Consider the following 19,812-nt stretch of genomic DNA (forward strand, 5'->3'; position numbering starts at 1 on the left):
CGTGATTGTTGTCGCTTACAGAGCCAGGATCGCACGGGCGAGTTGTTCGTCCGTGTATCGCAGATCCACTCTCGTCTGGCGAATATGCCGCAAGGCTGACTCTAGTTGAGCACCGCGTATTGCACCTTCGCTTGCGACAAACGAGGCGGCATCGGCCTTGGCTGCCAGCACAATCTTGTCGTCCTTGAAGCTGCTGCTGGTGCCGCCCGTGGCACTCATCGACAGGCTCACCAAGGCGTCAGTGGTCATCACGAAACTGGTGGCTTGCGCACCGGCAGCGCTGAACAGGCAGGGGATGAACAGCCATTTCAGGTTGAACATGAGTCAGGGAATTCAGTATCTGGAGGAGGCGCGCAGGTTAGCGATGAGGGGCGTAGCAATCCGCAGCAAGTTTGCGAAATCTTGTAAATAACTGTTGGGTGTCCACCGGTGGTTGGGTGCCATGGGCGCTTCGTTTACAGAGCGTGCTAATATCCCGCCCCTTGAACTGTACCGAACCGTTGAGAGCTGAACCCTGATGGCCATCCGATCTGTTGTACTCGATACCGAAACCACCGGCATGCCGGTGACCGATGGTCACCGGATCATCGAAATCGGCTGTGTCGAACTGATGGGGCGCCGCCTGACCGGCCGCCACTTCCACGTCTACCTGCAACCGGACCGCGACAGTGATGAGGGCGCGATTGGCGTCCACGGCATCACCGACGAATTCCTCAAGGGCAAGCCGCGCTTCGCCGAAGTGGCCGATGAGTTCTTCGAATTCATCAATGGCGCCCAGTTGATCATCCATAACGCGGCGTTCGACATCGGCTTCATCAATAACGAATTTGCCCTGATGGGGCAGACCGACCGTGCGGACATCTCCCAACACTGCACGATCCTCGATACCTTGATGATGGCCCGCGAGCGCCACCCGGGCCAACGCAACAGCCTCGATGCCTTGTGCAAGCGCTATGGCGTCGACAACTCCGGCCGTGAACTCCACGGCGCCTTGCTCGACTCCGAGATCCTGGCCGACGTTTACCTGACCATGACCGGCGGGCAGACCAGCCTGTCCCTGGCCGGTAATGCGTCCGATGGCAGCGGTTCGGCGGAAGGCTCGGGCAACCGCCCTTCGGAAATCCGCCGCTTGCCAGCTGATCGCAAACCGACGCCGATCATCCGTGCCAGCGAGCAGGACCTGGCCGAGCATGCGGCACGCTTGGAGGCGATCGCCAAGGCAGCCGGTGCGCCGGCGTTGTGGACTCAACTCACTCAGCAATAACCGCTCATGTAGGAGGAGCAGGCTTGCAGTCATGGGTACTTACACAGTTGCATCTGTGGCGAGGGAGCTTGCTCCCGTGGCGGCCTGCCAGCCAATACCTATCTACCTGACGCTGCGCGATCAAACTGTGGGAGCTGGCTTGCCTGCGATAGCGGCCTGCCAGCCAACGCCTATCGACCTGACGCCCCGCGATCAAATTGTGGGAGCGGGCTTGCTCGCGAATGCGGCCTGACAGTCAACACGGTTGGATTGGGTACATCTCCATTCCTGCGGTAACGGCCACTTAGCGTTGCGCTCTGACAGCGGGTCACTTTGGAAAAGCCGGAATGCCGGCCCAGCCCACCCACATTTGGATTGCGGAGCCTCAGGTAGATAAGTGTCGGCTGGCAGGCCGCATTCGCAGGCAAGCCAGCTCCCACAGTTTGATCGCGGGGTGTGAGGCAGGTATGGCCCGGCAGGCGGGCCGTCACGGGAGCAAGCTCCCTCGCGACTTATGTAGATACCTCTCGACCACCTGTGAAATCTTCATTCGCCACATCTGCTTCCAGCTTCTACCCTTTGTGCAAAGCCTCCGGAGTAAGAGTGCTCATGTACAAAGACCTGAAGTTCCCCGTTCTGATCGTGCACCGTGACATCAAGGCCGACACCGTTGCCGGTGACCGGGTTCGAGGCATCGCCAGGGAGTTGGAACAGGAGGGCTTCAGTATTTTTTCTGCGGTGGACTACGCCGAGGGGCGGCTAGTGGCCGCTACCCATCACGGTCTGGCCTGCATGCTGATTGCCGCCGAAGGCGCCGGGGAAAACACCCATCTGTTGCAGAACATCGTGGAGTTGATTCGCTTGGCGCGCCTGCGCGCACCCAACCTGCCGATCTTTGCGCTGGGCGAGCAAGTCACGCTGGAAAACGCGCCCGCCGATGCCATGAGCGAGCTCAACCAACTGCGCGGCATCCTTTATCTGTTCGAAGACACCGTGCCGTTTCTGGCGCGCCAGGTCGCCCGCGCCGCACGCACTTACCTGGATGGCCTGTTGCCGCCGTTCTTCAAGGCGCTGGTGCAACACACCGCCGACTCCAATTATTCCTGGCACACCCCCGGTCATGGCGGTGGCGTGGCCTATCGCAAAAGCCCGGTGGGGCAGGCCTTTCATCAGTTCTTTGGGGAAAACACCCTGCGCTCTGACTTGTCGGTGTCGGTGCCCGAACTGGGCTCGCTGCTCGATCACACCGGGCCTTTGGCCGAAGCCGAGGCCCGCGCCGCGCGCAACTTTGGCGCCGACCATACGTTCTTCGTGATCAACGGCACGTCCACCGCCAACAAGATCGTCTGGCATTCCATGGTGGGGCGCGATGACCTGGTGCTAGTGGACCGCAATTGCCACAAGTCGGTGTTGCATTCGATCATCATGACCGGCGCGATCCCGCTGTACCTGTGCCCGGAGCGCAACGAGCTAGGGATCATCGGCCCTATCCCCCTGAGCGAATTCAGCCCTGAGTCGATCCGCGCCAAGATCGACGCCAGCCCCTTGACCCGTGGGCGACCACCGAAAGTGAAATTGGCGGTGGTGACCAACTCCACCTATGACGGCCTGTGTTACAACGCCGAACTGATCAAGCAGCAACTGGGCAACAGTGTCGAGGTGCTGCACTTTGATGAGGCCTGGTATGCCTATGCTGCCTTTCACGAGTTCTTCGCCGGGCGCTATGGCATGGGCACCTCGCGCACGCCGGACAGCCCCTTGGTGTTCACCACCCACAGTACGCATAAGTTGCTGGCGGCATTCAGCCAGGCGTCGATGATCCACGTGCAGGACGGCGGCGCAAGGCAACTGGACCGTGACCGCTTCAATGAAGCCTTCATGATGCATATCTCCACCTCGCCGCAATACAGCATCATCGCGTCGCTGGATGTGGCCTCGGCAATGATGGAGGGCCCGGCCGGACGCTCGCTGCTTCAGGAAATGTTCGACGAGGCCTTGAGTTTTCGCCGTGCCCTGGCCAACTTGCGCCAGCATATAGCGGCCCAAGACTGGTGGTTCTCTATCTGGCAGCCACCCTCGGTCGCGGGCATCGACCGGGTCGCCACGGCAGATTGGTTGTTGCACCCTGGGGATGAATGGCATGGCTTTGGCGACGTGGTCGAAGACTACGTATTGCTGGACCCGATCAAAGTCACGCTGGTGATGCCTGGCCTCAACGCCGGAGGGGCCTTGAGCGATTGCGGGATTCCCGCCGCAGTGGTCAGCAAGTTCCTCTGGGAGCGCGGTCTGGTAGTGGAGAAGACTGGGCTGTATTCGTTCCTCGTGCTGTTTTCCATGGGCATTACCAAAGGCAAATGGAGCACCTTGCTCACTGAGTTGCTGGAGTTCAAGCGTAGCTACGATGCCAATGTCAGCCTGGCCAGTTGCTTGCCGTCGGTGTATGCCCAAGGCCCGGTGCGTTATCAAGGCCTGGGGCTGCGCGACCTTTGCGACCAGTTGCACAGCTGTTACCGTAGTAATGCCACGGCCAGGCACCTCAAACGTATGTATACGGTATTGCCGCAAATCGCGATGAAACCCGCCGATGCCTACGACCAACTGGTCAGGGGCGAGGTGGAGGCGGTCTGCATCGATGCCTTGGCCGGACGCATCGCCGCCGTGATGCTGGTGCCATACCCGCCGGGCATACCCCTGATCATGCCCGGCGAACGCTTCATCGAGTCAACCCGTTCAATCATCGATTACCTGGCATTTGCCCGCACGTTCGATAGCAGTTTCCCCGGTTTTGTCGCGGATGTGCATGGGCTGCAACACGAAGATGACGGCAGTGGCCGTCGTTACACCGTCGATTGCATCAAGGGTTAAGGAAGTTTATGCAAGCTGTGATGAACCCGAAGTATCCAGGGCTCAGTGTGCGAGTCGCCGACGAAGGTTTTGACGCCTATGTGTGGGGCAACGATTTCAGCTTTGAAGTCAGCGCCTATGGGGTGCCGCAAATGGGCCAGCGCGTCGACCAATGGCCGGTGGAAAAAGTGCTGCCGTACCGCAAGTGCTATGGCATCGACCCGGAAGAATTCGCCAGTTTTCGTGATGCCGCCGACAGCTCGATCTTCATGGCGTACCTGGATGACCGCGCAGTGGGGCATATCGTGGTCAGCACCAACTGGAACGGTTTCGCCCATGTTGACGAGTTGGCTGTGGCGTTACCGGCGCGTCGACATGGCGTGGCCAAGTCGTTGTTGGACGTGGCGCAGTTCTGGGCTCGCAAGAAGAACCTGCCGGGCATGATGCTTGAGACCCAGAACAACAACCTCGGCGCCTGTCGCCTGTATGAGCGTTGTGGCTATGTAATGGGCGGCATCGATCAACTGCGTTATCGCGGGATTGACCCGCAAACCCGCGAGGTCGCGATTTTCTGGTATCGGTTGTTCAAGGCGCAAGTGGAGGCGGTCTGACCTCCTACAGGGGCTTGGTGTCGTTACCAAGCAGGCTTTCGGCTTTCTGGATGACGATCTCCAGCAGCGCATTCAATGCAGGGGAGGCCGCAGCGTCTTTCAAGGTCAGCGCATACAGGCTGACCACTATCGGTGGTGACACCGGGCACGCATCAAGCCCGGACTCGCGTGCACCCAAGGCGGTGAACGGGTCGACAATCGCCAGGCCTTCCCCGGCTTCCACCAGGCCGCGCATCATCGGGTAGGTTTGTACGCGCGTCTGCACCACGGGCACCGGCCGCAGGGCATGCAGCTTGGCGTCCAGCAAACGGCTGAGCGGATCATGGCCTTCAAGGCCGATCAACGATTGGCCGGCCAACTCCTGCAGCGCAATGTACTTTTGCTTGGGCTTTAGCCAGCCATGGGGGGCCAGCAACTGCAATTTGCCTTGGGCCAGCACCGTGCTCTGGATATGGGGGTGTTCTGGGTCATGCAGGCTCAGGCCCACATCGGCTTCATGCAACAGCAGGCTGTTGATGATCTGGCCAACTGGCCGGCTCGACAGGTTACACGGCATGTCCTGGAAGCGTCGACGCAGCGCGGCAATGCTCTGCGGCAACAGTTGGTTGGCCAACGGCGGTGTGCAGAGGGCGCGCAGGGGCGGAGCATGATGGTGTTTCAAGCGGCTGGCAAGGCGTTGCAACGGCTCCAGGGCTTCATACAGAGTTGTGATTTGTGCCTGCAACTCCAGGGTTTCCCGCGTGGCCTGCAAGCGCCCGCGCACGCTGGCGAACAGCATGAAGCCCAGTTGCTGCTCGGCATCCTTGAGGGTGGCGTCTACATCGCCCACGGGGAGTTGCAACCACTCGGCGGCGGTGCCGAGGTGGCCGGTCTGCAAGATGGCCTGAATCACTTCGATATGACGTAAACGCATGGCCGGAGTCTATGTGCAGTGCGCAGGGGATTCAATGGCGCAGGCCTTCGTGCGCAAAAAAGACTGCCGGGGTCGTCCCGGCCTATGGCGCTCAGCCAGGACCCCATTAGAATGGCGGGTCTGATCAGCAACGACCCCTGCCGGTTTGCCGGTACTTAAAATAAAAAACAGGTCTGGTCTCATATGCCTCTACCCTCGACTTTCTTCGGGGTAACGGCCAAGCAACTCGTGGTCCTGGTGACCGTGGGAGGCCTGGCGGCTTACTTCTTCAATCATCAGGATGAACCGACGCCGGACAATCTCGCACTGGAAGCCTTTATTCGCTCCCAGCAACAGGTGGGTGAACAGGTGGGCGCAGTCGTGGGGATCACCCTGGTCAGGGAGGTGGAGGCTTACCCCGCGTACAATGCGGCAGGTTACAAGCGCTCGATGTTTACCGTGCAAGGGGAGCACGGCCAGGTGCTGGTGACGCTCAAGCAAGACGAACAGGGCATAGAGATGACGCAGATCCGCCGCCCATGAACGTCTCCAGCCCAGCCCCCAGGACTGAGCAGGTGAACAAGGCAAGCGCTTACGATGCCAGAGTGGTTTCGGACTCGCGCACGAGAATGGTGCCCGACTGGATCAGTTTGAATTCATCACCTTCCAGCTTTTCTACACGGTCGCCAATGGCCAGCTTGTAGGTCGTGGTGGGCGTCGATCCGGCCAGGTCGCCTTGCGCCGGGTTGGATTCCTGAAACTCATGCACCGAATACACGCGGCCTTCCGCGTCTCTGGCATGAAACTGTCCAACAAGTACTGCAGCCATCTGTTTAGAACCTCTGGAGATAAACACTCGATTTGCGGTTCTGTAGACCGTCAGGGAGCGGGGTAGTTTACCTATAAGAAAAAAATACTATTCGCTGATATTTTCAGACGCTTCCTACGCAAGTGCTTGCAAGGAAAACGTCGAGGGAATCCGCACAACCCTCTGGTGAACGCGTCGCGAAGCCTCTATAACTACAAGCTCCTTTATTCAGAAGTCGGGAAACCTCAATGAGCAAGGTCTACACGATTGCCGTCCTGGTGGGCAGCTTGAGAAAAGAGTCGATCAACCGCAAGGTCGCCCTGGCCCTGGCCGAACTGGCCCCCGCCAATCTCAAGTTGAACATTGTTGAAATCGGCGACTTGCCGCTCTACAACGAGGACATCGACGGTGCAACACCGCCCGCAGCCTACAGTACTTTTCGCAAACAAGTGAGTTCATCCGACGCGGTGCTGTTCGTCACCCCCGAATACAACCGCTCCGTGCCGGCGGCCTTGAAAAATGCCATTGACGTGGGCTCGCGCCCATACGGGCAAAGCGCCTGGAGTGGCAAGCCCGGGGCGATCATCAGCGTGTCGCCGGGTGCCATTGGCGGTTTTGGCGCCAACCACCATTTGCGCCAGTCCCTGGTGTTCCTGGATGTGTGGTGCATGCAACAGCCGGAAGCCTACCTGGGCGGGGCGGGCAGTGTGTTCGATGAGGCGGGGAAGGTGTCGGACAAGACCAAGCCGTTCCTGCAGGCATTCATCGATGCCTACGGTAAGTGGGTAGAAAAACAGAAGGATTGATTTGGCAATGCGCTCAAATGTGGGAGCGGGCGTGCTCGCGAAGGCGGTGGTTCAGCAGAGACATCATCGGCTGATACACCGCCTTCGCGAGCAAGCCCGCTCCCACAATGGGGTTATCGCAACCAGTTGGTGCGTGCCAGTTCGATAACCTCATCGCCACGCCCGCTCATCACCGCCTTGAGCATGTACAGGCTGAACCCCTTGGCCTGTTCCAGCTTGATGCTCGGCGGCATCACCAGTTCCTGAGTCGCGGTCACCACATCCACCAACACCGGGCCATCGTGGGCCAGGGCACGGCGCAGTGCCGGCTCCAAATCTTCGGATTGCTCCACACGTATGCCCAAAATGCCCATGGCATTGGACATGGCCGCAAAGTCCGGGTTTTTCAGCTCGGTGCCGGTGTCCAGGTAACCTGCAGCCTTCATCTCCATGGCGACAAAGCCCAGGGACGAATTGTTGAACACCACAAGTTTGACCGGCAATTGCAGTTGCGCCAGGGAAATGAAATCCCCCATCAACATGGTGAAACCACCGTCCCCAGACATCGAGATCACCTGCCGTCCAGGGAATGCCGCCTGGGCGCCGATAGCCTGAGGCATGGCGTTGGCCATCGAGCCATGGTTGAACGAGCCGATCAGCCGGCGCTTGCCGTTCATCTTCAGATAACGCGCCGCCCACACGGTGGGTGAGCCGACATCGGCGGTAAAGATCGCATCATCATCGGCCAGCTCGCTGAGCAAGCGCGCCACATACTGGGGATGGATCGGCCGGCCGGCCTTGGACGGTTGCGCCAGGTCATCCAGGCCTTGGCGGGCTTTTTCGTAGTGCTTCAGGGAGGTCTCGAGGAAGCTGCGATCGGTCTTGCGGGTCAGGCGCGGCAACAGCGCGGCGATGGTTTCACTGACGTCGGCGGCGATGCCCAGATCCAGGGTCGCACGACGCCCCAGGGCTTGGGGGTTGCGGTCCACCTGGATGATCCTGGCGTCGGTCGGGTAGAACTGGCGATAAGGGAAGTCGGTGCCGAGCATGACCAAGGTGTCGCAATCGAGCATGGCGTGGTAGCCGGAGCTGAAACCGATCAGGCCGGTCATGCCGACGTCGAACGGGTTATCCCACTCCACATGCTCCTTGCCCCTCAGTGCGTGCACCACCGGCGCGCCGAGGGCGTCGGCCAGCGCCACCACTTGATCGTGGGCACCGGCACAGCCGCTGCCACACAGCAGAGTGACTTTCTCGCTGCTCTGGAGCATGTCGGTGAGGCGCTGCAAGTCCTGCTCAACCGGCAGGGTGCGCGGTGCGTGCAAGGCCGGCCACGGCTTGAGCTTATCTTCCACCTCCAGCAGCGATACATCTCCCGGAATCACCACCACCGCCACGCCTCGGTTGAGGGTCGCCGAACGCATGGCACGGTGCAGCACCTGAGGCATCTGCTCGGGGTTGCTCACCAGCTCGATAAAGTGGCTGCATTCCTTGAACAGTTCCTGGGGATGGGTTTCCTGAAAGTAATTCAGGCCAACCTCCGAAGATGGAATTTGCGCGGCAATCGCCAGCACCGGCACATGGTTGCGATGGCAATCGAATAAACCATTGATCAAATGCAGGTTGCCCGGCCCGCAACTGCCGGCGCACACCGTCAACTCGCCGGTGGCCGCCGCTTCGGCACCGGCAGCGAAGGCGGCGACCTCCTCGTGGCGCACATGCATCCACTCGATGCTGTCCATGCTGCGCAGGGCGTCGGTCAGGCCATTGAGGCTGTCGCCGGTGAGCCCCCAGATACGCTTGATACCCGCTTGTTCCAGGGTGGTCGCCAACTGCTGGGCCAGGTTGATTTTCGCCATGAGGAACTCCAATCGTCAGTGAGGTTGAAAAACTGCTGATCAGTAGGGGACAGTTCAATCACGGCGAATGCTCCGCCTTTAATGTGAAGATTGCGTCATGCTTGCGCGGTATTGCCGCGTACGCCGCGCGATAAACCACTGGTCACACGCCAGTGCCAGCCAGGGCGCAACGTTGGGGTTGGGCAGACGGCCGCGGCTCAGACGGCGCATCTGGTCGCGCACCACGGCGAGGGTGGCGAGGGCGGCCAGGGGTTTGCGCTTCCATTCCATGGGCCGCAGTTGTGGGTTGAGGTCGCGACCTTCACGCCACTGTTTGATCAGTTGCGGCTCCAGGGTCAGGGCGGTGGCGATGCCGGCCATGGCGATGCCGCTGTCCAATACTTGCTGGACCACCGGCAAGCGGCGAATACCTCCGGTCACCATCAGTGGCATGGTGGCGATGCTCGCCATTTGTGTGGCGAAATCCAAAAAGTAGGCTTCACGGGCCAAGGTGCGGCCGTCCCGCGCCTCACCTTGCATGGCCGGCGCTTCATAGCTGCCGCCGGACAACTCAAGCAAATCGATCGGCAGTGTATTGAGCATCTCCACTACTGCGCGCGCATCGGTCTCATCGAAGCCGCCGCGCTGGAAGTCTGCGGAATTGAGCTTTACCGACACACAAAATGAAGGGCTGACGCTGGCACGTACGGCACGGACGACCTCCAGCAACAGGCGTGCGCGGTTTTCCAAGGGGCCGCCCCAGCGGTCGGTGCGATGGTTGCTCAAGGGCGAGAGAAATTGGCTCAACAAATAACCATGGGCGCCGTGGATCTGTACGCCGGTGAACCCGGCTTGCTCGGCCAGGCGGGCGCTGGTGGCGAAGCGCTTGATGACGTCCTGGATGTCGTCTTCGGTCATGGCCTTGGGTTTGGCGAACATCTTGGAAAAACTGCCCACATCCAGCGCAATAGCCGAGGGGGCCAACGCTTGTTGACCGAGGTTGGCCATGGTCTGACGGCCCGGATGGCTGAGCTGTACCCAGAAGTGCACACCTTTGGCCCGGGCTACGTCGGCCCATTCACGAAAGCTGGCCAGGTGTTGCTCGTTTTCCAGAGCGACACCACCAGGGCCGGTCATGGCGCGGCGGTCGATCATCACATTACCGGTCAGCAGCAGGCCGGGCTCGCCGTCGGCCCAGGTCTTGTACAGCTGCTTCAAGGCTTTGGACGGTGCCTGATGCAGGTCCGCCATGTTCTCTTCCATCGCGGCCTTGCCGATGCGGTTGGCGATGACTTGGCCGTTAGGCAGTTGCAGCGATTCGAACGGTGACATGGGTTAACTCCTGAGCAGGGGAGGTCTCAGGCTAAGCTTAAAGTTAACTTTAATGTCAAGCGGGAGTCGATCACACAGGATTGACGGGCGATGGAACGGCAGGAGCGAGGCGTTCCCCTCGCTCCTACAGAGTGTCAGCGGCGGCGGAACAGCGGCAAAGGTTCATCGGTGGCCGCTTGATAGGTCACCGAGAAATCCTTGAGGCTTTCCAGCGCTTCGTACGGGTCTTTGTCCGCGCGCAAGGCGAAGGCATCGAACCCGCAGCGGTGCAGGTAGAACAGTTGGTCACGCAGCACGTCGCCAATGGCCCGCAGTTCACCCTTGTAGCCATAACGGTCACGCAGCAGGCGGGCATTGGAGTAGTTGCGCCCGTCGGTGAAGGCCGGGAAGTTAAGGGCGATGACCTGAAAATGCTGCACGTCATCACCGATTTCTTCGGCTTCTTCATCGGCGTCCAGCCACACGCCCAGGCCGCCATCGCGGGCCTTGAGGGCATGGCCGTGCTCGCGCCACAGTGCCAGCGGCACGATCAGGTCGTCGCAGTTGGAGATGCCGTCGAAGCTCGCGTCCTTGGGCAGCAGGTGCCAGGTTTCGTCGACGACTGCGTTGTTCTTAATGATTCGCTGCATAGACACGCTCCTTGAACAGGTCGATGCCGATGCGCTGGTAGGTGTCGATGAAGCGCTCATCTTCGGTACGCTGTTCGATATACACGTCGATCAGCTTGCCGATCACCTCTGGCATGGCTTCCTGGGCGAAGGATGGGCCGAGGATCTTGCCCAGGCTCGCATCGCGGCTGGCGCTGCCACCCAGGGACACTTGGTAGAATTCTTCGCCTTTCTTGTCCACGCCCAGGATGCCGATGTGGCCGACGTGGTGGTGACCACAGGCGTTCATGCAACCGGAAATGTTCAGGTCCAGCTCGCCGATGTCGAACAGGTAATCCAGGTCGTCGAAACGGCGTTGGATCGACTCGGCAATCGGGATCGACTTGGCGTTGGCCAGGGAGCAGAAGTCGCCGCCCGGGCAGCAGATGATATCGGTCAGCAGGCCGATGTTCGGCGTAGCAAAGCCGCCTTCGCGCAGTTCGCCCCACAGGGTGAACAATTGGCTTTGTTCAACGTCCGCAAGAATGATGTTCTGCTCGTGGGAGGTGCGCAGTTGGCCAAAGCTGTAGCGCTCGGCCAGGTCGGCGACGGCATCCAGCTGCTTGTCGGTGATATCGCCAGGGGCAACGCCGGTGGGCTTGAGCGACAGGGTCACTGCCACGTAGCCGGGCTTCTTGTGCGCCAGGGTATTGCGCGTGCGCCAGCGGGCGAAACCTGGGTGTTGCTGGTCGAGTGCGGCCAGCTCGGCGTCCTGATTGCTCAGGGCCTGGTACTCCGGGTCGACGAAGTGCTTGGCGACGCGGTGCACTTCGGCTTCGGTCAGGGTGGTCTGGCCGCCGCGCAGGTGTTCCATTTCGGCGTCGACTTTCTGGGCAAACACCTCAGGGGTCAGCGCCTTGACCAGGATCTTGATCCGGGCCTTGTACTTGTTGTCGCGACGACCGTAGCGGTTGTAGACCCGCAGGATGGCGTCGAGGTAGCTCAGCAGGTCCTGCCACGGCAGGAACTCGTTGATAAAGGCGCCGACCACCGGGGTACGGCCCAGGCCACCGCCGACCAATACGCGAAAACCCAGCTCGCCGGCGGCGTTGTACACCGGCTCCAGGCCGATGTCGTGCACTTCGATGGCGGCACGGTCCGAGGTCGAGCCATTGATGGCGATCTTGAACTTGCGCGGCAGGTAGGCGAATTCGGGGTGGAAGGTGGTCCACTGACGCACGATTTCACACCACGGCCGCGGGTCGATCAACTCGTCGGCAGCGACGCCGGCAAATTGGTCGGTGGTCACGTTGCGCAGGCAGTTACCGCTGGTCTGAATGGCGTGCATCTGCACGGTAGCCAGTTCAGCCAGGATGTCCGGCACATCTTCCAGGGCCGGCCAGTTGAACTGCACGTTCTGGCGGGTGCTGATGTGGGCGTAGCCTTTGTCGAAGTCGCGGGCGATCTTGGCCATCATTCGCGTCTGGCGCGACGTCAGTTGGCCATAGGGCACGGCCACCCTCAGCATCGGCGCAAAGCGCTGCACATAAAGGCCATTTTGCAGGCGCAGAGGGCGGAACTCTTCTTCGCTCAGTTCACCTGCTAAGTAGCGTCGGGTCTGATCACGGAACTGCTTGACGCGGTCCTCGATGATGCGCTGATCGTATTCGTCGTATACGTACATATAGGTCCTGTTCTCGGCAAATCTGCGCGCACGGCCGCGCACTCCCAACGGAGCCGGCGCACGATACCAGTTTGCGTATATGCGCAAAAGTGATGTTTGGGTATATGTAAATAACCAAACTGACTAATGAGAACCGTTATCGCCATACCCACATTTGTCATAGGGAAAACTCTGGTCTTTACTGTGATCGAGTCTTAGTGCAGTCACCTATAAAACCGACAAGAGGCGATGCGATGAGCAATTCCACCAAAGCCCGTAAACCCGACAGTACCGTGGATGCCTGGGCCATTTTATTTTTGATCATCCTGGTGGTGGGAACCGCCGTGTTCTGGGTTAGCCACCAGTAAAGCAGCGGGTTGATTGAACCTCGATTGAATATCTAATTGCCACTATCATGGCGCTCTATGTTCAAGGTTCAGACAACCATGTTGAAGGTTCTGATGGCGTGTGTGTGGTTGCTGGGGTCGGCGTACGGGGCAATCGCCCAGGCTGCGTCGGTGGTGTTTCTCAACCCTGGCCGGTCTTCGGAAACCTTCTGGGTCAGTTATGCGCAATTCATGCAGGCCGGCGCCAAGGACCTCGGCCTGGATTTGCGTGTGCGCTATTCCGAGCGTGACAACCAAGTCACCCTGGCCCATGCGCGAGAGGCATTGCTGGGCACTGGACGACCTGATTACCTGGTGCTGGTGAATGAGCAATACGTTGCCCCGCAAATCATGCGCATGGCCCAAGGCAGCGGGGTGAAATTACTGATCGTCAACAACGCCCTGACGCCCGACCAGACGCAGCTCTTGGACGCCTACCACGACACCCGGTTGATCGGCAGCATGGTCGCGGACGACGAGCAGGCCGGCTACCTGATGTTGACCGACTTGTTGCGCCAACACGGGCCGATAGCTTCTGGCGCAACGCTGGACCTGCTGGCATTTTCCGGTGCCAAGACCACACCGGCGGCGCAGTTGCGTGAACAGGGCCTGCGCCGCGCCCTGGCCGAACATCCGCAAGTGCGCCTGCGCCAGTTGGTCTACGGTGAATGGAACCGCCAGCGCGCCTACGAACAAGCCACGCAGATGCTCAAGCGCTATCCACAATCGGCCCTGGTGTGGTCGGCCAATGATGAGATGGCATTGGGCGCCATGCAGGCCCTGCAAGACAGCGGTCGGGTACCGGGCAAGGATGTGTTGTTCAGTGCGGTCAACAGTTCGCCGCAGATCCTTGCAGCACGCCTGGACGGGCGCCTGAGTACGCTGGTGGCGGGGCACTTCACCCTGGGCGGCTGGGCAATGGTGTTGATCCATGATGAGGCCAAGGGTGTCGATATCGGCGCCCTTGGCGGTCGCAACCGCCAACAGGCCTTGTTCCAATTGATCGAAGTTGCCCAGGCACGGCGCCTGATGGGGCCCATGCGGTCGGTGGAATTTCGCGCACTGTCGGCGGTGGGCAAGCCCCCGTCCTACCGTTACCCGTTCAGCTTGCAACTACTGCTGCGTTAAACCCCGGCCAGGTGCAGCACCAGCTTGACGATGCCAAACAGGGTCAAGGCAAACACCGCCGTGAACACAATACCCAGGATCACGAAATGGCTAGGCTTGCCGTGGGTAAAATCGCGGGCGCGGTTCTTGCCGCTTTGCACACCAAAAGCCGCCGCCATCACGCTGTGCAGCATCTGCCAGAAGGTCGGCGGCTTGTTATCGATTGGGTCGTCCATACAGCCCTCGTCAACGGGGTCATCGTACAGAGCATAGACAATCGGTTACGGCTTATCTTGGGCTGAGCACCTCCAGACCCAGGAATAGCTGTTGGTCCAGCGGCGGCTTGATCTCGGCTTTCTCCAGGTTGACCACGGCCCGGTTGTCGGCACGTGCCCGCTCAATCAGGTCCTTGCGGGTATACAGCCGTTCAGCTTTGGTTTTCAGATGCCCGAAGTCAGGGCTGGCAGGCGGCTTGTCGGCCGTCGCGTAGTGGAAGTGGGCGTACCACAGCACGGCGTCCTCACCTTGTTTGCCTTCCCTGATTTTGCTTTTATCGCGTATCGCATACTCGGTCAGGTAGTCCCCCGCTTTTAACGGGACACGGCTGCGGACCAGGTTGATGTCGACAAAACCGTGTCGCCATAAATAGGCCACATGGGCTGCCCTGGGGCGCTGCAACTTGTAACCGAGGCTGCATGCCTCGCGTGCTTGCCGGGTGGCGGCGGCGGCCTCTTCCTGGTAACGGTCGATCAGCTCGGTGGCACGGGCGTCTGTGGCATGGTCGCGCTTGAGTTCTTCAGCCAGGGTTGTGAATTTTTGCGCATGTTGCGTCAGCATGACATCCCATTCATGGGGGGCCAGGCTTTCCAGTCGGCTGGGGTCGTTGAGTTTGCGTTGTTGAAAATGAATACTGCGATCAATTCCCGCGCGCTCGTCTTTGACCGTTTGTGCCTGTGCCTCTATTGCCCTCAGTGGGCGCTTAAGCGCCACCTCAGCAGGCGGTGCGGCGCGGGCTGGCTCTACGACATTCCAGAACCCCTCACTGGCGTGTTCAAGGTAGGTGGCGAGCGTCTTGCCGGTCAGCGGGTCTTTGATATCGACGAAATTGCCTGGCGCATCCGGCTGGCCGACACGCAAGTCTCCTACCAGGGTCCTCCTGTCGCGGGTGGTGATGACTCTGCGACTCGAGGCTTTGAGTCGCGTGGCGCTGTCGGGGGGCGTGACAGGGGCAAAACCCTCCTCGACCAGAATCGAATGGGCCAGTTGGGTTTCAAGGCTGCTGCGGGCTTGGGCCAGATGTTGCAGAAAGGGCTCGCGATATTCTTCGCGAATAAACCCTGAACCCATTTCAGTCAATGAGTTGACGGCGTTTTCCAATTGCTCATAGCGCTCCAGGACACTCTTGAGTACATCGATCTGCTCTAGGGTCGAGTAGCCGCTGGTCGTCATCATTTCCGTATGCGCCGACAGGCTGGTTGCCGTGCGTGGGTCGGTCAGTTCACTGACGAAAGGATACTCCGCCAGCTCCCTTGAGCCGTGCGCACGGTTTAATACCAAGTCGATAAACACCAGCAGCGCATGTTGCTTGATGATCACTGAGTGGATGTTTTGATCGGTGGGTCTGTCTTGCAGTAAAAACTGACGCGTTGCCGGGGTAGCTTCCTTGAGCAGTGTCTCGATTTTTTCTGCGGGCTCGATCATGTGTTCGAGCGCCTGGACCTGGCGTTTCTGCAGGTTGATGTAGTCGTCGTAGGCGTCGGTGATGTCATTGGGCAACTCCTGCTTAGTGCGCGCATTCAGTTCGTCATAACTTTCGCCGCGCTCGGTCTCAAGGGTGTCTGACATTCGTTGGGAGAGAGACTCATAAAGCCCGCCCCAGAAGCTGTAAAGGGTTTTGATGGCCCTGTCCCGCGCGCGCTCGTGGGCCGGGTCAGTCCTGTCCAGGCTCATCAGCTCGTTGGCCTTGGCCTGGATTTTTTTCATCAGTTCGACAACGGGTAGCCCGTGTCGGCGCTGGTTGTCCAGGGCAATATCCCACTGGATCCTGGCCTGTGCGGTTGCAATGCGGCGTTGCTCATGACGCTTGACCACTTCGGCGTGCAGTTTCGGAATGCTCTTGGAACTGGCCAGCAGCAACCAATCCTTGCGCAGGTTCTTACTCTGTTCGACCAGATTGGTACGGGCGATCGTCAGGGCTCTTTCAGAGGTAAAAGAGGCACCCATCAAGGAAAACATCGTGGCGTTGAGCGCAGTGAGCTCTGAATTCAGAGTCCGCAGGCGTTCGGCACGTTCCTTTTGCCAGGTACTCAATCGGTCACGGGGCATGCCGCCGTTGAGCCTCGCGTGGCGGTCAAGGCGCCAATGTCCTTGGCCGTCGCTTATCAGCCTGAAGCCTGGATGTTGAGGATGTTTGGGGTGCACCAGGTAGACCTCGCCGAACCCCGGTGTCACGCTGACCTGGAACAGCAGCCCGCCAAGGCTGGCGTGCCAGACGCCGTCGATGCGGTAGAGGCCCTTGAGTGCACCGCTCGCTTGCGGGGCCGGCAGTGACGAGGGCCAGGGCACCTGAATATCGAGCATCGCTCTGAGCCGTTCACTGGCTTGAGGGCTGGCCAGGGACCGGCTGAAGTCCAGCACCGTATCACCCGTCGCCGGCGGCTCACCGGGCAGCGACACCACGCCCTCGCGTATCGCTGGCATTTGTTCCGGTTCCGGCGTGCCCGGGGCACGGCGCCAGACTGCCAGTCGCAAACCACGGGCCTCTGTATCAGCTTCCAGTAACGGCGTGCCAGACGCGGATGCGCCATGCAGCAACACCATGGCGGTATTGAGTAGCAGATCGATCAATGCCGATTCACGCGTAATCGGGTCCGTGCTGTCCAACCCCGCCAGATCCTGCTCCAGGCTGGCGACCAGCACCAGGAACCAGCCCGCCAACATGGCTGGGCCGCGTACCAGCGGCAGCAACAAGGTGTTGAACAGCAACCACGCACCTTCCATCAAGACGGCCCAGCGGCTTTCGGTGTTGGAGACTGATTCACGGTCCGCCAAATCGACCAGAGCCCGCGCTGTACTGCCGAACAGATGATTAAGCAGTTGGCCGTTGACCTGCGATTGCAGCCATTCACCGGCACCCTCATCAACCGCCAGGGTCGCCGGGGCGGGTTTCTCGGCCAGGCTGTATTCATCGCCGGGCAGGAAACGAATGATGTGCGGTTCCTTGATACCGCCGTGGGCATAGATGGGGCGGGCTTTCTCCGATAACCAGTCCAGCACGCTGTTTTGCAACTCGCCTGGCTGGGCAATGGCCTGCAACAGCGCCTGGCGGCTGGGGTATTGATGCAGGGCGTCGGCATACAACGGTCGATACAGCAAATGTGGGCCCGCACTGATATCGCGTGGCTCGATGATGAAAATATTGCTGGCTTGATCCGGCGCAGCCCCGGTCTTGCGGCACAGGGCCAGCGGGCGCAAGACGATCTCCTGGCCGTCAACGATCCTGTCGGCAGGCATTTGCGCCATCAGCGCCTTGACGTACCGATAACCGGTGACGGTCATGCCGTGCTGCTGGCGAATCTTGTATTCCAGTGCCTGCATCGGCAGATGAACCTTGAGTTCACGAGTAAACAGCGACTCCCTGCGCTGGGCATCGGCGGTGTCGGATAACAACAGCTCTTTGAGAGCGTCAGGGTAGGTAGTGCCAATATCAACGCGCTGGATCAGGCCGCTGCTGCCCAACAGGTAATCTTCGTTCAACCAGCCTGGCAACGGTGTTGTCGTGCTGGAGGATAGCTTCAGCGTGCCAGAGGGCTTGCCAGCGAGGTTCTTCAGAGCCAGTTCCGTCAGCGACATGCGCACATGCTCGACAATTCCGGCTCCCCCTGGATAACCGGCGGCCACAGTGAAATCCAACAGCACGGCATCGGGGTCGACGTCGCCGTGATCAGCCTGCATCTGCTTGCGTAGCGCGGCCCGGCTGAACGTGTGGATGTTTTCAATGCCTTCGTTGAACGCGCGGCCCTGGTTTTTTTGCAGCACCTGCGCCATGTCCTGCAGATGGCGGTGGTAGGCAAATCGATCAGCGCTGCTGGCTTGTGCGAGCCATGCCGGCAGTCGCTGGCTCACGGCATCGAGCCGTTCGGCGGCGGCGATCGGGACGTCGGTGAAATAGCGTGCCGGATCGGTGATCTTCTCCAGGTGCTGCTCAAGGGTTTTTTCGTCTTGACCCTGGAAAGACAGGGTCTCCAGGTCTTCCAGGTGTGTATTGAGGATCAGCCCCGCCTGTTGCTCAAACACATTGGCGACCGGCTCGTTGCGCCGCCAGGTCAGGCTGTCGCATCGGAACTGCTCCTGCATCTTCGCGCCCCAGGCCTGGCTGAACGCCGCCAGTGAGTCGAACGCGTCGATCTTGCCGGCCACGCTGTACAGCAGCAGCTGTTTTTCACGTACCAGCAGCAGATCTGGGGTGAGTACGCGCACGGTTTTGCCGGCGTCGGCGAGCGTGGTTTCTATGAAATACACATAGGTGGCCGGTGAGGAGCGGGGCAGGCGCTCACGTTGTGCCGGCCAGGCGGCGACCACCGCCAACATGTCACGCTGCGTGTCGGTCAGGGTTGAAGGACCCGCCGCCGCGGCGGTCATCCGACCGTTGAGGAACTCGCTGAGCCACTGCCAGCGACTGTTGCCATGCTCGTCAACCTGGCTCCAATAGTCGGCCAGCTCATGCTGCATGTACAGATAAAGCGAGGCTGGCAGCTCGTCGATGATCTGTGCGATTACTTGCATGTCGAGCCCCGGCAGGCCCTCGGGCTTGATCACTTCGGGTGGCGTCTGGGTGAGGAAGTAGGGACGCTCGCGCACGGAGTGCAGGTCAAGCGTCCGCGGGTTCAGCACATGGGCGATAGCCACTTCCATCAATGCAGGATAGGCGTAACCGCCGGATGGCTGAGGGCTTGCCAGTTTGACCGTCTGCCAGTCCAGCTTCAACGACGGGTAGCGTTCCAGAATACGCTCGCGCAGGGCGTTCAATAGCACTGAATACAGGGCTGGGCGGGTGGCGAAACGCGCATGTACGGCCTGGGCGGGTAATTGGCGAAAGGCCAGGGTTGACGCGGGTGTAATGGGTTCGGGCATGACGAAATCCGTTTCCTGTGTAAAACCGGTTGTTCTGAGCTGCCGGCCCAGCTGACCGGGAATCGGTCCGGCACAGGAAATCGCATTTGGTCATTGCGGGTGCGGTAGGTGATTACCGCGAGCCTATCAGTTGGGGTGCTAACGACCCTGCACCGTATATATTCACCACCGAGCAGCGTCTGGAGGGTGATGTTCTGTCATTCCCAATCACAGGAATGACCGAATGTCTGATCTACCCACCCAGCGCTTCGTTGACAAGCAACCGGCAGCGACTTCAGGTTATGTGCGGGAATGAGCCTGATGAAAATCAGGCTGACAGGCTGTGTGTATTTTGCCATTGGCGACAAGTACAGCGACCACCGCAGGACCTGGCCGTCCCCAGGCGGCAGTTATGGCAACAACTGGCCGATGAGCCGGGGCATGAGCGGTTTTTCCATCTGCTCGAACCACTGCACGATACCCAGGCGTACCGGTATGCGACGGCTGATCAAGGGCCAGCGTTTGCTGGGGCTGTCCCGACAATTGTTAAGGAGGTGCAGGCATTACAGGCAACTGTCACCGTAGCGCCACGACCCGGTCCGGC

The 19,812-nt window shown here is 60.1% G+C and carries 15 protein-coding genes; 6 read left to right on the forward strand and 9 right to left on the reverse strand.

All coding sequences use genetic code 11. The features are described 5' to 3' along the window. Positions 1 to 15: 15 nt before the first annotated feature. The gene (locus BOP96_RS07515) at positions 16 to 321 is read right to left on the reverse strand and encodes a DUF2388 domain-containing protein (protein WP_014718258.1); all 306 of its coding nucleotides are present in this window, start codon (positions 319 to 321) and stop codon (positions 16 to 18) included. Between the two features lie 202 nt (positions 322 to 523). Here BOP96_RS07515 and dnaQ point away from each other — a divergent pair, with 202 nt between their 5' ends. The 3 genes from dnaQ to BOP96_RS07535 all read left to right on the forward strand — a co-directional run bounded on the left by dnaQ (position 524) and on the right by BOP96_RS07535 (position 4,698). Continuing rightward, complete coding sequence (dnaQ, locus tag BOP96_RS07520) at positions 524 to 1,264, forward strand: DNA polymerase III subunit epsilon (RefSeq protein WP_164692278.1); 741 nt, start codon at positions 524 to 526, stop codon at positions 1,262 to 1,264. Positions 1,265 to 1,852: 588 nt separating this feature from the next. Next, on the forward strand, positions 1,853 to 4,108 hold the full coding sequence (locus BOP96_RS07530; RefSeq protein WP_073452301.1) for an Orn/Lys/Arg decarboxylase N-terminal domain-containing protein: 2,256 nt from the start codon (positions 1,853 to 1,855) through the stop codon (positions 4,106 to 4,108). A gap of 20 nt (positions 4,109 to 4,128) precedes the next feature. After that, on the forward strand, positions 4,129 to 4,698 hold the full coding sequence (locus BOP96_RS07535; RefSeq protein ID WP_032903567.1) for a GNAT family N-acetyltransferase: 570 nt from the start codon (positions 4,129 to 4,131) through the stop codon (positions 4,696 to 4,698). A 4-nt stretch (positions 4,699 to 4,702) separates the two neighbouring features. Here the strand turns inward: BOP96_RS07535 and BOP96_RS07540 are convergent, their stop codons facing one another. After that, positions 4,703 to 5,611: a LysR substrate-binding domain-containing protein gene (locus BOP96_RS07540; RefSeq protein WP_014718261.1), complete on the reverse strand. Its 909-nt coding sequence runs from the start codon at positions 5,609 to 5,611 to the stop codon at positions 4,703 to 4,705. Positions 5,612 to 5,794: 183 nt separating this feature from the next. Here BOP96_RS07540 and BOP96_RS07545 point away from each other — a divergent pair, with 183 nt between their 5' ends. Further along, positions 5,795 to 6,133, forward strand: coding sequence for a hypothetical protein (locus tag BOP96_RS07545; protein WP_019820274.1), 339 nt, complete (start codon positions 5,795 to 5,797; stop codon positions 6,131 to 6,133). 49 nt (positions 6,134 to 6,182) lie between these two features. Here the strand turns inward: BOP96_RS07545 and BOP96_RS07550 are convergent, their stop codons facing one another. Then, entirely contained in the window at positions 6,183 to 6,419 is a 237-nt protein-coding gene (locus tag BOP96_RS07550; protein WP_032874044.1) for a hypothetical protein, read from the reverse strand. Positions 6,420 to 6,646: 227 nt separating this feature from the next. On the opposite strand from BOP96_RS07550, the gene BOP96_RS07555 reads away from it, so the two are divergent. Then, positions 6,647 to 7,204 carry an NADPH-dependent FMN reductase gene (locus BOP96_RS07555; protein WP_073452303.1) on the forward strand — a complete coding sequence of 186 codons (558 nt, stop codon included), beginning with the start codon at positions 6,647 to 6,649 and terminating at the stop codon, positions 7,202 to 7,204. 113 nt (positions 7,205 to 7,317) lie between these two features. Here the strand turns inward: BOP96_RS07555 and poxB are convergent, their stop codons facing one another. The 4 genes from poxB to BOP96_RS07575 form a co-directional block, all read right to left on the reverse strand. Next, positions 7,318 to 9,042, reverse strand: coding sequence for a ubiquinone-dependent pyruvate dehydrogenase (gene poxB / locus BOP96_RS07560; RefSeq protein WP_073452306.1), 1,725 nt, complete (start codon positions 9,040 to 9,042; stop codon positions 7,318 to 7,320). Between the two features lie 78 nt (positions 9,043 to 9,120). After that, positions 9,121 to 10,353, reverse strand: coding sequence for an NADH:flavin oxidoreductase/NADH oxidase family protein (locus tag BOP96_RS07565; RefSeq protein WP_073452308.1), 1,233 nt, complete (start codon positions 10,351 to 10,353; stop codon positions 9,121 to 9,123). Positions 10,354 to 10,487: 134 nt separating this feature from the next. Then, complete coding sequence (locus BOP96_RS07570; RefSeq protein ID WP_003190711.1) at positions 10,488 to 10,982, reverse strand: DUF934 domain-containing protein; 495 nt, start codon at positions 10,980 to 10,982, stop codon at positions 10,488 to 10,490. Continuing rightward, positions 10,966 to 12,624: a nitrite/sulfite reductase gene (locus tag BOP96_RS07575; RefSeq protein ID WP_032903543.1), complete on the reverse strand. Its 1,659-nt coding sequence runs from the start codon at positions 12,622 to 12,624 to the stop codon at positions 10,966 to 10,968. The genes BOP96_RS07570 and BOP96_RS07575 overlap by 17 nt, the downstream gene beginning before the upstream one ends. Positions 12,625 to 13,049: 425 nt before the next feature. Between BOP96_RS07575 and BOP96_RS07580 the strand changes: the two genes are divergently transcribed. Then, positions 13,050 to 14,117, forward strand: coding sequence for an ABC transporter substrate-binding protein (locus BOP96_RS07580; RefSeq protein WP_073452349.1), 1,068 nt, complete (start codon positions 13,050 to 13,052; stop codon positions 14,115 to 14,117). On the opposite strand, the gene BOP96_RS07585 is transcribed toward BOP96_RS07580, so the two are convergent. Both BOP96_RS07585 and BOP96_RS07590 read right to left on the reverse strand, forming a co-directional pair. Next, complete coding sequence (locus BOP96_RS07585) at positions 14,114 to 14,332, reverse strand: DUF2970 domain-containing protein (RefSeq protein ID WP_014718269.1); 219 nt, start codon at positions 14,330 to 14,332, stop codon at positions 14,114 to 14,116. The two genes, BOP96_RS07580 and BOP96_RS07585, sit on opposite strands and share 4 nt — an antisense overlap. A 52-nt stretch (positions 14,333 to 14,384) precedes the next feature. Beyond that, complete coding sequence (locus BOP96_RS07590; protein ID WP_073452311.1) at positions 14,385 to 19,229, reverse strand: dermonecrotic toxin domain-containing protein; 4,845 nt, start codon at positions 19,227 to 19,229, stop codon at positions 14,385 to 14,387. Positions 19,230 to 19,812 lie beyond the last annotated feature (583 nt).

Origin of the sequence: Pseudomonas sp. FSL W5-0203, assembly GCF_001896155.1 — a bacterium.
Lineage (GTDB): Bacteria > Pseudomonadota > Gammaproteobacteria > Pseudomonadales > Pseudomonadaceae > Aquipseudomonas > Aquipseudomonas paracarnis.

Excerpts from the sequence above, each read along its gene's own strand:
- BOP96_RS07570 (WP_003190711.1), bottom strand. The coding sequence starts at position 10,982 with ATGCAGCGAATCATTAAGAACAACGCAGTCGTCGACGAAACCTGGCAC.
- BOP96_RS07575 (WP_032903543.1), bottom strand. The coding sequence starts at position 12,624 with ATGTACGTATACGACGAATACGATCAGCGCATCATCGAGGACCGCGTC.
- BOP96_RS07515 (WP_014718258.1), bottom strand. The coding sequence starts at position 321 with ATGTTCAACCTGAAATGGCTGTTCATCCCCTGCCTGTTCAGCGCTGCC.
- BOP96_RS07580 (WP_073452349.1), top strand. The coding sequence starts at position 13,050 with ATGTTGAAGGTTCTGATGGCGTGTGTGTGGTTGCTGGGGTCGGCGTAC.
- BOP96_RS07545 (WP_019820274.1), top strand. The coding sequence starts at position 5,795 with ATGCCTCTACCCTCGACTTTCTTCGGGGTAACGGCCAAGCAACTCGTG.
- BOP96_RS07555 (WP_073452303.1), top strand. The coding sequence starts at position 6,647 with ATGAGCAAGGTCTACACGATTGCCGTCCTGGTGGGCAGCTTGAGAAAA.
- BOP96_RS07540 (WP_014718261.1), bottom strand. The coding sequence starts at position 5,611 with ATGCGTTTACGTCATATCGAAGTGATTCAGGCCATCTTGCAGACCGGC.
- BOP96_RS07585 (WP_014718269.1), bottom strand. The coding sequence starts at position 14,332 with ATGGACGACCCAATCGATAACAAGCCGCCGACCTTCTGGCAGATGCTG.
- BOP96_RS07530 (WP_073452301.1), top strand. The coding sequence starts at position 1,853 with ATGTACAAAGACCTGAAGTTCCCCGTTCTGATCGTGCACCGTGACATC.
- BOP96_RS07565 (WP_073452308.1), bottom strand. The coding sequence starts at position 10,353 with ATGTCACCGTTCGAATCGCTGCAACTGCCTAACGGCCAAGTCATCGCC.
- BOP96_RS07535 (WP_032903567.1), top strand. The coding sequence starts at position 4,129 with ATGAACCCGAAGTATCCAGGGCTCAGTGTGCGAGTCGCCGACGAAGGT.
- BOP96_RS07590 (WP_073452311.1), bottom strand. The coding sequence starts at position 19,229 with ATGCCCGAACCCATTACACCCGCGTCAACCCTGGCCTTTCGCCAATTA.
- BOP96_RS07550 (WP_032874044.1), bottom strand. The coding sequence starts at position 6,419 with ATGGCTGCAGTACTTGTTGGACAGTTTCATGCCAGAGACGCGGAAGGC.
- poxB (WP_073452306.1), bottom strand. The coding sequence starts at position 9,042 with ATGGCGAAAATCAACCTGGCCCAGCAGTTGGCGACCACCCTGGAACAA.